The sequence below is a fragment of the Actinomadura madurae genome, from assembly GCF_047130825.1.
GTDB lineage: Bacteria > Actinomycetota > Actinomycetes > Streptosporangiales > Streptosporangiaceae > Spirillospora > Spirillospora madurae.
In genome coordinates this window covers 10,205,262-10,218,705 of sequence record NZ_CP083237.1, presented here as the reverse complement: position 1 = coordinate 10,218,705, position 13,444 = coordinate 10,205,262, and the positions used below count along the sequence as shown (strand labels likewise).

The 13,444-nt window shown below is 74.2% G+C and carries 15 protein-coding genes; 3 read left to right on the top strand and 12 right to left on the bottom strand.

Annotated elements, in window-relative coordinates; all coding sequences use genetic code 11:
* Nucleotides 1-170: 170 nt before the first annotated feature.
* The 9 genes from K8Z49_RS47955 to K8Z49_RS47915 are packed head-to-tail and all read right to left on the bottom strand — an operon-like array spanning nt 171 to nt 9,235.
* Nucleotides 171-1,109 carry a sugar kinase gene (locus K8Z49_RS47955; protein WP_412517206.1) on the bottom strand — a complete coding sequence of 313 codons (939 nt, stop codon included), beginning with the start codon at nt 1,107-1,109 and terminating at the stop codon, nt 171-173.
* Nucleotides 1,106-1,744, bottom strand: coding sequence for a bifunctional 4-hydroxy-2-oxoglutarate aldolase/2-dehydro-3-deoxy-phosphogluconate aldolase (locus K8Z49_RS47950; RefSeq protein WP_412517205.1), 639 nt, complete (start codon nt 1,742-1,744; stop codon nt 1,106-1,108). The genes K8Z49_RS47955 and K8Z49_RS47950 overlap by 4 nt, the downstream gene beginning before the upstream one ends.
* Entirely contained in the window at nt 1,738-2,883 is a 1,146-nt protein-coding gene (gene dgoD / locus K8Z49_RS47945; protein WP_021600377.1) for a galactonate dehydratase, read from the bottom strand. The genes K8Z49_RS47950 and dgoD overlap by 7 nt, the downstream gene beginning before the upstream one ends.
* Complete coding sequence (locus K8Z49_RS47940; protein WP_024935689.1) at nt 2,880-3,632, bottom strand: SDR family NAD(P)-dependent oxidoreductase; 753 nt, start codon at nt 3,630-3,632, stop codon at nt 2,880-2,882. The genes dgoD and K8Z49_RS47940 overlap by 4 nt, the downstream gene beginning before the upstream one ends.
* Nucleotides 3,629-4,579: a DUF4380 domain-containing protein gene (locus tag K8Z49_RS47935; RefSeq protein WP_033332444.1), complete on the bottom strand. Its 951-nt coding sequence runs from the start codon at nt 4,577-4,579 to the stop codon at nt 3,629-3,631. The genes K8Z49_RS47940 and K8Z49_RS47935 overlap by 4 nt, the downstream gene beginning before the upstream one ends.
* Before the next feature lie 29 nt (nt 4,580-4,608).
* The gene (locus K8Z49_RS47930) at nt 4,609-5,661 is read right to left on the bottom strand and encodes a zinc-dependent alcohol dehydrogenase family protein (protein WP_075020067.1); all 1,053 of its coding nucleotides are present in this window, start codon (nt 5,659-5,661) and stop codon (nt 4,609-4,611) included.
* A 19-nt stretch (nt 5,662-5,680) separates the two neighbouring features.
* Nucleotides 5,681-6,706 (bottom strand): ABC transporter permease, encoded by a 1,026-nt coding sequence (locus tag K8Z49_RS47925; protein WP_021596544.1) that lies wholly within the window; start codon nt 6,704-6,706, stop codon nt 5,681-5,683.
* Between the two features lie 29 nt (nt 6,707-6,735).
* Nucleotides 6,736-8,226, bottom strand: a complete 1,491-nt coding sequence (locus K8Z49_RS47920) for a sugar ABC transporter ATP-binding protein (protein ID WP_412517204.1) — start codon at nt 8,224-8,226, stop codon at nt 6,736-6,738.
* Between the two features lie 19 nt (nt 8,227-8,245).
* Nucleotides 8,246-9,235 carry a substrate-binding domain-containing protein gene (locus K8Z49_RS47915; protein ID WP_075020065.1) on the bottom strand — a complete coding sequence of 330 codons (990 nt, stop codon included), beginning with the start codon at nt 9,233-9,235 and terminating at the stop codon, nt 8,246-8,248.
* 136 nt (nt 9,236-9,371) lie between these two features.
* Between K8Z49_RS47915 and K8Z49_RS47910 the strand changes: the two genes are divergently transcribed.
* Nucleotides 9,372-10,070, top strand: coding sequence for a FadR/GntR family transcriptional regulator (locus K8Z49_RS47910; RefSeq protein ID WP_075020064.1), 699 nt, complete (start codon nt 9,372-9,374; stop codon nt 10,068-10,070).
* A gap of 9 nt (nt 10,071-10,079) precedes the next feature.
* On the opposite strand, the gene K8Z49_RS47905 is transcribed toward K8Z49_RS47910, so the two are convergent.
* Complete coding sequence (locus K8Z49_RS47905; protein ID WP_412517203.1) at nt 10,080-11,204, bottom strand: helix-turn-helix transcriptional regulator; 1,125 nt, start codon at nt 11,202-11,204, stop codon at nt 10,080-10,082.
* Between the two features lie 131 nt (nt 11,205-11,335).
* Between K8Z49_RS47905 and K8Z49_RS47900 the strand changes: the two genes are divergently transcribed.
* The gene (locus K8Z49_RS47900) at nt 11,336-11,935 is read left to right on the top strand and encodes a dihydrofolate reductase family protein (protein ID WP_024935694.1); all 600 of its coding nucleotides are present in this window, start codon (nt 11,336-11,338) and stop codon (nt 11,933-11,935) included.
* Between the two features lie 4 nt (nt 11,936-11,939).
* Nucleotides 11,940-12,527, top strand: coding sequence for a dihydrofolate reductase family protein (locus K8Z49_RS47895; protein ID WP_412517202.1), 588 nt, complete (start codon nt 11,940-11,942; stop codon nt 12,525-12,527).
* A gap of 8 nt (nt 12,528-12,535) precedes the next feature.
* Here K8Z49_RS47895 and K8Z49_RS47890 read toward each other — a convergent pair whose 3' ends face one another.
* Together K8Z49_RS47890 and K8Z49_RS47885 are read right to left on the bottom strand one after the other, a co-directional pair.
* Nucleotides 12,536-12,775, bottom strand: coding sequence for a hypothetical protein (locus tag K8Z49_RS47890; protein ID WP_021596551.1), 240 nt, complete (start codon nt 12,773-12,775; stop codon nt 12,536-12,538).
* Between the two features lie 27 nt (nt 12,776-12,802).
* On the bottom strand, nt 12,803-13,246 hold the full coding sequence (locus K8Z49_RS47885) for a hypothetical protein (protein ID WP_021596552.1): 444 nt from the start codon (nt 13,244-13,246) through the stop codon (nt 12,803-12,805).
* Nucleotides 13,247-13,444 lie beyond the last annotated feature (198 nt).

The following is a 13,444-nucleotide window of genomic DNA, read 5'->3' as shown; positions in this document are numbered from 1 at the left end:
CCCGTCCACATGCCGGCGAACCGCGGTCACTGATCGTTCGAATGGCGGCTCCCCCGGTGGCGCGAAGGCATACCCGCCCCGGCCGGACGTACTCCCTGCTCACAGGGGCGCGTGCCCGCGCCCGCGGCTGACCCCGCGAGGCCCGCCCTGCGGCGTCATGGAGACCAGGGTCACCGCAGCGCGGCTCCTTCGGGGAGGCCGATGAGGTCGAGCTCGTCGCGGTAGGGCAGGCCCTCCCAGTCGCCGCGGGTCTGCACCGCGAACGCGCCGGCGCTGTGGGCGCGGCGCAGCCGGGCCTCGACGTCCAGGCCGTCGAGCAGGCCGGACAGGTAACCGGCGGCGAACGCGTCGCCGGCGCCGATCGAGTCGACGAGGTCGACGCGGTGGGCGGGCACGGCGTGCGCGCCGTCCGCGGTGTACGAGCGGGCCTCGTCGCCGTTCTTGACGACGACCTCGGCGGCGCCGCCGTCCAGGAGCTGGGCGGCGATGGCGTCCGGCTTGCCGTCGCCGAGCAGGGTCAGCTCGTCGGGGGACGCGATGACGCGGTCCACCGCAGCGGCGAGCGGGGCGAGCGCCTCGGCCGCCGCGGCCCGGCTCCACAGCCGCGGCCGGTGGTTGACGTCGAGGCTGATCTGCGCGTTCCGGGCCCGGGCGAGCCGGCACAGTGCGGTCACGGCGTCCCGGCAGGACGGGCCGAGCGCGGGGGTGATCCCGGTGATGTGCACGATCCGCGGCTCGAACGGCAGGGCCTCGACGTCCTCCCGGCACAGCCGGGACCCGGCGGACCCGGCGCGCAGGTAGTGGACGCGGGTGACGTCCGGCAGCCGCTGCTCGAACATGATCAGGCCGGTGGGCGCGGCGGTGTCGCGGTGGACGGCCGACGCGTCGACCCCCTCGGCGCGCAGCGTGCGGGTGATGAGGTGCCCGGCCTCGTCGGACCCGACGCGTCCCGCCCAGGCGGTGGTGTGGCCGAGCCGGCCGAGGCCGATCGCGACGTTGCTCTCGGCACCGGCGATGCCGGCGGTGAAGCCGGAGCCGAGCCGCACCGGGCCGGTGGCGCGCAGCGCCATCATCGTCTCCCCGGCGGTGAGGACGTCCACCCGGGTCATGCCGGTCCGCCCGGCGCGACCGCGGCGAGGAACGCGCGGGCCCGGCGGCGCAGGCCGGCGAGGTCGCCGCCGCGCGGCGCGTCCCCGCACAGCGGCGAGCCGACGCCGACCGCGACGGCGCCGCGCCGCAGGTACTCGGCGGCCTCGGCCTCCCCGACCCCGCCGACCGGAACGAACGGGACGTCCGGGAACGGGTCGCGCAGCGCGGTGAGATAGCCGGGCCCGTGCGCCGCCGCGGGGAACAGCTTGACGGCGGTCGCGCCCGCGGCGGTGGCCGCGGCCACCTCGGTCGGGGTCAGGGCTCCGGCGAGCACGGGAAGGCCGAGCCGCAGCGCCTCGTCGACACCGGCGCCGAGCGCGGGCGTGACGGCGTACTCGGCGCCCGCGTCGCGGGCACGGCGCGCGTCGTCCACGGTCAGCACCGTGCCCGCGCCGAGCCGCGCGGTGCCGGCGGCCTTGCCGGCGACCTCCTCGATGACGCGCAGGGCGCCGGCGCCGCTCAGCGACACCTCGATCAGCGCGACGCCCTCCTCGGCGAGGGTGAGGGCGGTGCGGGCGGCCGCCGCGGGGTCCGGGCCCCGGACGATGGCGACCAGCCGGCGCCGCCGCAGTTCCCCGGCGATCGTGTTCACCATTCCGCGTGTCCTCCGTCCGGGTGCCGCCAGACCGGCGGGCGCCACCGGTGCCCGACCTCGTCGGCGCGCCGCACCGCGTCCTCGTCGATCTCGATGCCCAGGCCCGGCGCGTCCCAGCGCTCGATCGAGCCGTCCACGAACGCGAACGGCGACCGGTCGACCAGGTAGTCCAGCACGTCGGCGCCGGTGTTGTAGTGGATGCCGATGCTCTGCTCCTGGATCAGGAAGTTCGGGGTCGCGAACGCCACCTGGAGGCTCGCGGCGAGCGACAGCGGGCCGAGCGGGCAGTGCGGCGCGAACAGCGCCCCGTACACCTCGGCGAGCGACGCGATCCGCCGCACCTCGGAGATCCCCCCGGCGTGCGACAGGTCGGGCTGGACGACCGCGACCCCGGCCTGCAGCGCGGGCAGGAAGTCGGCGCGGGAGAACAGCCGCTCGCCGCACGCGATCGGGGTGGTGGTGGACGCGACGACGTCGCCGAGCCGGTGGGTGTGCTCCGGCAGCACCGGCTCCTCCACGAACAGCGGGCGGTACGGCTCCAGCAGCGGGATGAGCCGCCGCGCGGCGGGCACCGTGATCCGACCGTGGAAGTCGACGGCGAAGTCGGCGCCGTCCCCGATCGCCTCCCGCACGGCCGCGGCCCGCCGGACGACCGCGTCGATCTGCGCGGGCGGCGGCAGCGCCCCGATCCGCCCGGAGGCGTTGATCTTCACGGCGGTCAGCCCGGCGGCGATCTTCGCGGCGGCCTCCTCGCCGACCTCGCCGGGCTCGTCCCCGCCGATCCAGCCGTACACCCGGACCCGGTCGCGGACCGCGCCGCCGAGCAGCTGGTGCGCCGGGACGCCGAGCGAGCGGCCGAGGATGTCCCACAGCGCCTGGTCGAGGCCGGCCACGGCGCTGGACAGCACCGGGCCGCCCCGGTAGAACGCCGCCTTGGTCATGGTCTGCCACAGGTCCTCGACGCGGCGGGGGTCGGCGCCGAGCAGCAGGTCCGCCAGCTCGTGCACGGCGGCGCGGGTCGTCTCGGCCCGGCCCTCCACGACCGGCTCGCCCCAGCCGACGAGGCCGTCGTCGGTCTCCACCCGGCAGAACAGCCAGCGCGGCGGGACGAGGAACGTCTCCACTCGTGTGATCTTCATGCGGATCCCTTGGTGATGCTCCAGCCGCCGTCCACCTGCAACGAGACGCCGGTGACGAACGAGGCGTCCGGGCCGGCGAGGAAGGCGATCGCCGCCGCGACCTCGTCCGGGCGGCCGAGGCGTCCCGCCGCGGTCTCGGCGGCGCTGCGGCGCCGGTCCTCCTCGCCGATCCCGTCCCACTGCGCGGTCAGGACCGGGCCGGGCAGCACGGCGTTCACCCGGACGCGCGGCCCGTACTCGACGGCGAGCTGGCGGGTCAGCCCGGTCAGCCCCGCCTTGGCGGCGGCGTACGCCGGGCGTCCCGGCAGCCCGAACGAGGCGTGCACGGACGAGACGATCACGACGGCGGCGTGGTCGCCGGCGCGCAGGTCGTCCAGGGTCGCGCGGACGCCGAGGAACGTGCCGGTGAGGGTGACGTCGAGCTGGGCCCGCCAGGACTCCAGCGAGATCTCGTCCGCCGCGCCCGGGTCGTAGCGCAGGGCGTTCGACACGAGGACGTTCACCGGGCCGAGGCCGGCGCGGCACGCGCGGACGGCGCGGTCCCAGTCGGCGGGGTCGCTCACGTCGCAGCGCAGCCCGAGCGCCGCCGCACCGTCCGCGGACAGCGCGGCGGCCACCTCGTCCACCTGCGCGGACACGTCGAGGAGCGCGACCGCGTATCCGTCGGCGGCGAGGCGGCGGGCGGTGGCCGCGCCGATCCCCCGCGCGGCGCCGGTGACGACGGCGACCGGGCGCGCGGCGGCGGTCACGGCGTCCCTCCGGCCTCGCCGGTCCGCTCCACCGCCACCCTGACGGCGAGCGCGGTGGCCGCGCCGGGCGCGAGCGTCTCCCACGGCCCGAGCGCCTCGCACTCGACGATCCGGGCGGGAGGCGCCAGCCCGCCGAGGTGCTCCAGCGGGCGGTCGAGGGGATGCTCCATCCACACCTCCGCGCGCGAGCCTCCGTCGGGGTACGGGGCGTCAGGGTGCACGTCGAACTCCATGGTCAGGTGATGCCCGGCCCGCGAGTAGGCCAGCCGCCCGGCCGCGTGCGGGAAGCCGAGCTTGCCGACCGTGTCCTGCGCGGGAACCTCCACCGTGTCCGGACGTGGCCGCGTCCAAGCGGGCGCGGCCGTGCCGACCGCGAGCTCGACCGGTTCGCGGAAGCCCGGCTCCACCGCGACTTGGACCGTTCCACCTCCCGGGTACTGGGTGACGTTCCACACCGCCCACCGCACCGGCACGGACGACGCGTTCACGGCCGAGACGCGCAGGTCGTAGCCGGCCTCGCCGGCGCGCAGCCGGATCTCGCGGCGCAGCCGCAGCCCGGTCCGCGGATCGTGCTCGCTCTCCAGCGCCACCGTCGCGTCCCCGGAGCCCGGTCCGACCTCGGCCTCGTAAGGGCCGGAGTCGAGCACCGGGTCGGGCGGCCCGGCCCACTCCCCCGGCGACGACCAGCCCTGCGGCGCGGGCCAGGTCTTGTCGCCGCCGTAGTTGCGCCAGTTCGCCATCGGGCCCGAGGTGCGTTCCGGCCGGTGCCCGCCGACCGGGTGCAGCCGGCCGTCCAGGAGCGCGGGATTGCGCCACAGCAGTTCCTCGCCGTCGTGGACGAGGCTCAGCAGGCGCCCGCCCAGCGCCGGGACGATCCCGAGCCGCAGCGTCCCGTTGTCGAGCCACACGACCTCGTACGGTCCGGACGCGTCGGTCTCGACGTCCACGGCCCCGTCCGCCGCACCGCTCGCGGCCGTCACCGCGGCGCGTCCGGGACGAGCACGACCTTGCCCTCGCTCGCGCCCGCGGCCAGCGCGTACGCCTCGTCCGCCCGCGACAGCGGGTAGACGCCGCTGACGGCCTTCTCCGGCCGCAGCCCCCACCCGACGAGGTTGCGCGCCAGCTCGCTCATCGCCGGCAGCGAGGTCACCCAGGACGCGTGGATCGTGAGCTGCTTGTGCAGGAGGGTGTCGGAGACCTCGGTGTGCAGGTCGCCGCCCTCGCCCACCAGCGACACGTGCCCCCACTCGGCCGCCGCCTCCAGGGCGAGGCTCCGGCCCGGCCGCGTCCCCGAGCAGTCGATCGTCACGGCCGCGCCGCCGCGCCCGGTCAGGTCCGCGACCGCCTGCACGGCGCCGTCATCGGGAGGCAGGGTCGCGTCGAACACGCCGAGCGCACCGGCCCACGTGCGGCGCGCCTCGGACGGCTCGACGCCGACGACCTTCCGGGCCCCCATGCCGCGCCCGACCATCCCGGCGGCCAGCCCCACCGGGCCGAGCCCGACCACCAGCAGGTCGGTGTCGCCGCTGACCCCGGCGCGGCGCAGCCCCTCGTAGGCGGTGCCGAACCCGCAGGCGATCAGCGCGCCGTCGACGTAGGACAGCTCGTCCGGCAGCGGCACGCAGGTCCGCTCCTCGGCGAGCAGGTACGGGGCGTGCCCGCCGTCCCGCTGCCACCCGTAGGACTCGCGGCCGAAGCCGCAGCTGATGTAGTGGCCGCGGCGGCAGTTGTCGCAGAGCCCGCAGCCCACGATGTGGTACACGATGACGCGGTCGCCAACGCCGAACCGCCGCACCCCCGGCCCGGCGGCCACGATCCGGCCGGACGGCTCGTGCCCGGCGATCACTCCCCGGTAGGCGGGACCGTCCACACCGCGGTACCCCTTGTAGCCCCGGTAGATGTAGCCGATGTCGCTGCCGCAGATGCCGGACGCGCCGACCTCGATCAGCACCTGGCCGTGGCCGGGCTCCGGCACGGGGTACTCGCGCAGCACGGCCGTGGAGTCACCGGGCAGGAAGACACCCTCCATGGTCTCCACATTCCCCCTCTCAGGCCGCGGCCGCGGCGGCGCGCCCGCGCCGCGCGACCACCACGTTGATCAGTACGGCGCCGACGATGATCACGCCGCGCACCACGTTCTGCAGGAAGGAGTCCACGCCGAGCAGCACCAGCCCGTTGCCGATCACGGTGATGAACACGACGCCGAGCAGGGTGCCGAGCATCCCGCCGCGGCCTCCGGCCAGCGCGGTGCCGCCGATCACCACCGCCGCGATCACGTCGAACTCCAGCCCGGCCGCCGCGCCGCCGCTGCCGGAGCCGAGCCGGGACGCCAGCAGGATCCCGGTGACCGCCGACAGCAGCCCGGTCGTGGCGAACAGCAGGACCCGGATCCGGGTGAGGTCGATGCCCGCCAGCCGCGCCGCGGCGGCGTTGCCGCCGATCGTGTAGACCGACCGCCCGTAGGCGGTGAACCGGGCGATGTAGGCGAACACCCCGAACAGCACCAGCATCACGATCGCCGAGGTCGGGATCCCGGCGACGTCCCCGCCGAGCACGTCGAACACGCCGCTGTCCGGCAGCGTCACCGGCAGCGCGTCGGTGAGGTAGAGCCCGAGGCCGCCGAGGACGCTCCACAGGCCGAGCGTCGTGATGAACGACGGCACGTCGAACACCGCGCGCAGCCAGCCCGCGGCCGCGCCCCACAGCACGCCGAGGAGCAGGGTCACCACGATCGCGCCGCCGGTGCCGAGGCCCCACTCGGTGGCGCCCTTGGCGACCAGCACCGAGGAGAACGCCGTCGCCGGCCCGATGCTGATGTCGATCTCCCCGGCGATGATGACCAGCGTGACGCCCCAGGCGGCGATGCCGACGGTGGCGGCGTCCCGCAGGATGCCGAGCTGGTTGTGCACCGTCAGGAACCCCGCGGCGGAACTCGCGAGCGCCACGTACAGCACGACGACCGCGACCAGCAGGCCGATCTCGTTCAGCTGGTGCGACCGGCCGTTCAGCAGGCGCCCCGCGACGCCGGTCATGCGCGTCCCGCCGGGCGGCGGGACGGTCCGGGTGGTGTTCATGGTCTCTCCTCGTCTTTCGGGCGGGTCTGTCAGGCGGCCATCGCGGCGGACAGGACGGCGTCCACGGTCACCTCGTCGCCGGTGAACTCGGCGGCGACCGTCCCTTCGCGCAGGGCGATGACGCGGTCGCACACCAGCGGAAGCTCCTCCAGCTCGCCGGACACGAACAGCACGGCGGCGCCCTTGGCGGCCAGCTCCCGGACCAGCCGGTAGATGCCCTCCTTGGCCTCCACGTCCACGCCGCGGGTCGGCTCGTCCAGCAGCAGGATCCGGCTGCCCGCGTGCAGCCAGCGGCCGATCACGGCCTTCTGCTGGTTGCCGCCGCTCAGCACGCCGATCGGGGTGCGGGCGGACGTGGTGGCGATCGACAGCCGCTCGATCAGCCCGCGCGCGGCCCGGTCGATCCTGGCCGGCACCACGGACGTGCCGCTGCTCACCGCCCGGAAGTCCGAGATCACCATGTTCTCCCCGACGCCGAGCAGCGGGACGATCGCCTCGCTCTTGCGGTCCTCCGGCGTCAGCCCGACGCCGCGGCGCTTCATGCCGGCCGCGGTCACCCGCGGCACCTCCCGGCCGTCGACCCGGACGGTCCCGGCGGCGGCCGGCTCGAACCCGGCGACCGCCCGCAGCACCTCGGTGCGGCCCGACCCCATCAGCCCTGCGAGCCCGAGGATCTCGCCCGGGTACAGGTCGAAGGAGACGTCGGCGACCTTCGGCGGGACGCTCAGCCCCGACACCGACAGCAGCGGCGTGGCGCCATGGTCCACGGCACGGGCCTGCGGCCGGACCGCCCCCTCGTACGCCGAGCCGAGCATCATCGCGACGGCGTCCTCGGTGGAGGTGGTCGCCATGTCGACGGTCCCGACGACCTCCCCGTCCCGCATGACCGTCGCGGTCCGGGCGATCCGCCGGATCTCGTCGAGCCGGTGGCTGACGTAGAGCACCGCGACGCCGCCCTCGGCGATCCGCCGGACGGCCTCCAGGACGGTGTCCACCTCGGCCGCGGCCAGCGCGCTGGTCGGCTCGTCCAGGATCAGCAGCCGCGGCTCCCGGCGCACCGCCCGGCAGATCTCCACCAGCTGCTGCTCGGCCAGCGGCAGCGTGCCGACCTGCGCGTCCGGGGCGATGCCGAGGCCGAGCCGGTCGAAGATCTCCCGGGCCGCGCGGCGCATCGCGGGATGGTCGACCCGCCCCGCCGCCCGCGGCCACGTCCCGAGGAACAGGTTCTCCGCCGCCGTCATCCCCGGCACCAGACTCAGCTCCTGGTGGACGGTCTGCACCCCGAGCCGGTTCGCGTGCCGGACGCCGCCGTCGAGCGGTACGCCGGCGATCTCCACGGTGCCCGCGTCGGGGCGCTCGACCCCCGACAGCACCTTGATCAGGGTGGACTTGCCGGCGCCGTTGCGGCCGAGGAGCGCGCGGACCTCTCCCGCCGCGATCTCCAGGCTCGCGCCCGTCAGCGCGCGGACGCCGGGGTAGTGCTTGGTGACGTCGCCGACGCGTACCAGCGGGGTGCTCATGCGGCTCCTTCTGTCGGGGTTACGGGATGCCATCGGAGTGCTCCTGGAGCCAGCGCGCCCCGTCCTTCGGGCCGAGGTAGGGGTCGATCGGGGCGGGGATGACGAACCGGCCGCTCGGCCGGCCCGCCAGCACGTCCCGGGCGGCCCGGCCGGCCAGCCGCCCGACCTTGATCCCGGAGATGTCGGCGACGCCCTTCAGGACCCGCCCGTCCTGGAGCTTCTTGGCGGCGTCGACCGACATGTCGCCGCCGAACACGGCGGTCCTGCCGGTCCTGCCGCGCGCCTCGACGGCCTGCACCGCGCCCAGCATCTGCGACCCGGCCTCGCCATAGAAGGCGTCGATGTCGGGGTGGGCGGTCAGCATCTGCTCGCCGCGCTCGACGGCCTCGTCCAGCTGGAGGCCCTGCTGGTTCGCCACGATCCTGGCGCCGGGCACCTTCGCCTTGAGCGCCTTCTCGAAGCCCTGGCGGCGCTGGATGCAGACCTCGAACTGCTCGCAGTTGATCACGGCGACCTTCGGGGCGCGGATCCCGGCGGACAGGAAGTGGGCGGCCATCTGGTCGCCGCTGATCCGGCCGAACTCGGCGGGGTCGCCGAGCACGAACGCGTGCACGTACCTGCGCGCCTGGGCGTCCTCGATGCAGGTGTTGTAGCAGATCACCGGGACGCCGCTCTCCTTGGCCAGGCGCAGCGCCGGGATCGACGCCGTCGCCGAGGCCGGGGACACGATGAGCGCGTCGACCTTCGCCGAGCTCATCGTGTTGATGAACGAGCTCTCCTTGGCCGCGTCCGACTGGATGTTGGTCTGGACGAGCTGCGGGTCCCGGTCCCCGTGGCCGAGCGTCGAGCGCAGCCCGCGCTCCACGCCCGCGTAGTAGCCCTCGGCGTTCAGGTAGACGACGCCGATCCGCCCGTGCTCGCCCACCCTGCCGCAGGCGGCGGTGACCGCCAGGACCGCCGCGACCGCCAGGAGCAAAGCCATCGGACGGCGGCGCTCGGCATGTTTCATCGACGTTCTCCTCGTTCGGCGACCTGCTGAGCTTGTCTAACGCGCCGGACCGGGTACTGTCAATATTAATTCATAATTTATGATTACTAGGTGACGGCTAGGGTACTCGGCGGGCGAACGAAAGAGGGGGGCTTCCGTGGTGCGCTACTCGGAGCGGGGTCTGCACGGCCAGACGGTGCGGGAGATCGCGCGCCGCATCCTCGGCGGGGAGCTCGGCCCCGGCGACACGATCGACGTGGCGGCGCTCGGCGAGGAGCTGAACGTCAGCCTGACCGCGATGCGCGAGGCGCTGAAGGTGCTGGCGGCGAAGGGCCTGGTCGCCTCGCGGCAGAAGCGCGGCACGTTCGTGCGCCCGCGCTCCGACTGGAGCCTCCTCGACCCCGACGTCATCCGCTGGCAGTTCGCCGACCGCGACGACCAGGCGTTCCTGCAGAACCTGGCCGAGGTGCGGGGCATCATCGAGCCCCAGGCGGTCCGCTACGCGGCCCTGCGCCGCACCCCCGACGACCTCGCCGCCCTCGACGCCGCCCTCGACGCCATGAAGGCCGCCGACGGCGACCTGGCCCGCGCCGTCCAAGCCGACCTGGACTTCCACCGGGCCCTGCTGACCGCGACCCACAACGAACTGCTGGAGCGGATGGAGGTCGTGATCGAGGTCGGCCTCGCCGAACGCGACCGCCTCGTGCACGGCGTCCGCCCCCACGACGACCCGGTCCCGAGCCACCGCGCGGTGCTCGACGCCGTCCGCGGCGCCGACCCGGACCGCGCGGAGAAGGCCATGCACGACCTTCTCTCCAAGGCCGCGCGCGACCTCGACACCCTCACCGCCGACTGACGGCCGCCTTCACCCCGCGTCCGCGGCGGCTCCCGACGTCAGGGAGACGGCGTGGTGGTCGAGGAACAGCCGGGCGATCAGGTCGCCGCGCGAACCGCTGCCCGACTTGGCGAAGATCGACTTCAGGTGGTCCTGGACGGTGTACGACGACACGTGCAGCCGGTTGGCGATCTGCTTGGTCGACAGGCCCTTGGCCACCAGCTCGGTGACCCTGCGCTCGCTGTCGGTGAAGCCGTAGGCGTCGACCATCATGGGCGCCATCTCGGCGGGGCGAGCGGCTTCCAGCATCACCGCGACCCGCGGTTCCGGGCCGTCGTCCAGCAGCGAGCCCCGGACGATCAGCCACCGGCCGGCCCGGGTGCGGGCCCGGGCCCTGGCCGGCCGGGCACCGGCCGGCGCGGGTGCCGCACCCGGTGCCGGGGCGAAGAGGGAACGCGCCTGGCGGGCGACGGAGGAGATCACCAGTGGCAGCCGAGCGCCCTCCCTGCCGCCGGTGCCCAGCTCGTCCAGCAGGTGTTCCGCCGTCCTGTTGGACATGCGCACGCCGTCATCGGCGTCGAGGACCAGCAGGCCGACGTCGTCGTCACCGGCCCGCGCGTCGCCGAGCAGCAGGCCGCGCCGCAGTCCATCGGTGATCACGTCGGCGATCGACGCCGCGAACTCCACCTCGGCCGGGGAGAAGTACGGGCGGCCTGCCTCCCGGAACACGGTCAGCTGGCCCCAGGTCCCGGTGCCGTCGGCGAGCACCACCCGCAACTCGTCGGAGAATCCCCCGGGGCGGCGGATCTCCCGCTGACGCGGGCTGCGGTCGAGGTCGCCGGCGGTGGCGTCGCTCAGGCTCCCGGCCGGGCGGGCGGCACGGGCGAGCCGCGCCCAGGTGTTGAAGTCCGGCTCACGCACCTCGATCTCCACGAGCCTGAGCAGCTCGGCCGCGGGCAGGCCGTTCTCCACGAACTCCGCGGTCGGGAGCATGGTCGCCGGGTCGGTCGTCATCAGGCAGGTGCCCTCGGCGGGCACGGCCCGGGCCAGGGCATCGCCGACGGCCCGCGCGAACTCCGGCACCGGCAACCCGCGGTGAACCAGCCTGACGATCTCGTCACGGACGCGCGCGTGCGCCGCCGATGTGTGGGCCACGACCGGGATCCTATGGCGATCGACGGCGTCATCCCAGAAATCTGGGATACACCCTGGCTTCACGATCCCGGATGCTGGGCGAACGCGTCAGCATCCGCGGCTTCCCGGCCGCACAAGGAAGGACCGGAACCGTGAGCAAGACCGTGTTGTACATGTCGATGTCGGTGGACGGGTTCATCGCCGGACCGAACGTGGCGAAGGGCAACGGGCTCGGCGACGGAGGCCATCGGCTGCACGAGTGGTTCCTGCCCGATGCCGACGCCGCGCGCCGGAAAGGCGACCACCTGACGGGTGTGAACCGTGAAGTGATGGACGAGGTCTCGGCCACCGGGGCGGTCGTCGTCGGCCGCCGGACGTTCGAGCTCGCCGGCGGCTGGGGCGGCGACCACCACGACGGCGTGCCGATCTTCGTGCTGAGCCGCCGTGAGCCCGATCCGGAGTCGCGATGGCCCGGAGTCACCTATGTCGGAGACGTCACGGCCGCGATGAGCATGGCCAAGGACGCGGCCGGCGGCAAGGACGTGCTCGTCCACGGGGCCCGCACCGCTCGGCTCGCACTTGCCGCAGGCGTCCTGGACGAGCTGCAGATTCACCTGGTCCCGGTGCTGCTCGGGCAGGGGGAACCGCTCTTCGAGGACATGCCGCCCGACCACATCGAGCTCGAACTGCTCCGTGCCGTGGACGGGTCGGGTGTCGCGCACCTGCGGTACCGCGTGAGGACGGAGGGCTGAGGCGATGGCGATCATCCGGCTGTACATGACCATGTCCCTGGACGGCTACGTCACCGGGCCGCAGGACAGCATGGAGAACCCGATGGGCATCGGCGGGTTCCGCCTCTTCAACTGGCTCGACCGGCGCAACGACCCGGGACCGAGCGGACAGGTCCACGCCGAGGCGATGGCCACCCGCGCCGTCATCTCCGGTCGCCGCACCTACGAACACGCAGGCCGCTGGCAGGGCGACCATCACGACGGGGTCCCGATCTTCGTCCTGACCCGGGACGTCCCGGACGACCCGCCGCCGGGCAGCGTCCGCTATGTCACCGATGCCGACGAGTGCGCCGCACAGGCCCGCGCGGCGGCCGGAGACGGCGAGGTGCTGGTGCACGGTGCGGGGGCGGCGCAGGCGCTGCTGCGGGCCGGGCAGCTCGACGAACTGGAGCTGCACGTCGTACCGGTCCTGCTCGGGCAGGGGCGAAGGCTGTTCGACGATCTGCCCGCCGAGCACATCGAGCTCGACCCGGTCCGCCGCTTGACCACTCCGCAGGGCGAGGACCCCGCACGGCACGTCACGCACATGCGCTACCACGTCCGCCGTCCGTGACCCAGAGCTCAGCGGGTCAGGACGACCTTGAGCGCGCCGGTGTGGGCGGCGTCGGAGAACACCTCGTAAGCCTTGGGGAACTCCTCAAGGGTGAAGGTGTGGGTGACGAACGCGGCGGCGTCGAGCTGCCGGCCGGCGACCAGGCGCAGCAGGGTCGGGGTGGAGAAGGTGTCCACCAGGCCCGTGGTGATGGTGATGTCCCGGATCCACTGCTCCTCCAGGTGCAGCGCCGCCGGAGCGCCGTGCACGACGTCCCTGCCCGCTCTGATGCGGCGCTAGCCGCCGGACCGGTCGTCCTCGATGACGGTGCGGATCCGGCTCCACGCGTGTTCGGCATCGGTATCGGGGGCGGGTTCGAACACGAGCACGCCGTCGCCGAGATCGAGGGTGAGGACCGGAACGCCCGCCTCGCTGAGCATCGGCTCGGTCACCTCCACCCCGTACGGTGCCTCCAGGACGCTCAGCTCGCCCTCACCATGCGGATCGAACATCAGCAGCCCGGGTGCCACCCACAGGGCACCGCGGACCAGCGCGTTCTCCGGCACGGCGACCCGGTCATAGGGCAGCGGCCCGCACAACCGGCCGATCAGGCAGAGACGGGGACGGCGGCCCGCGGTCAGCTCGGCGACGATCTCGTCGGTGCTGCCGAGGCTGGGCGGGACGACGTAGAACGCGAGCCCGGGTCGCGGCCCCGCCAGTTCCCGGCGGTAGGACCGCAACGACGGAGTCCTGCGAAACAGCCGCTCGGCCATAGGCCGTAGGAACATGCCGCCCGTGAATCCCAGTGCACCCGCGATGCCGACCGCTACAGCCAAGGACACCCGGACAGCCTAACCGTCGCCCGGGAAGGCACGAACCGGCTGCAATTCGGGTGGCCTACTTCTCCTTCCATTTCACGGAGGACGGTGTCCGGGTCG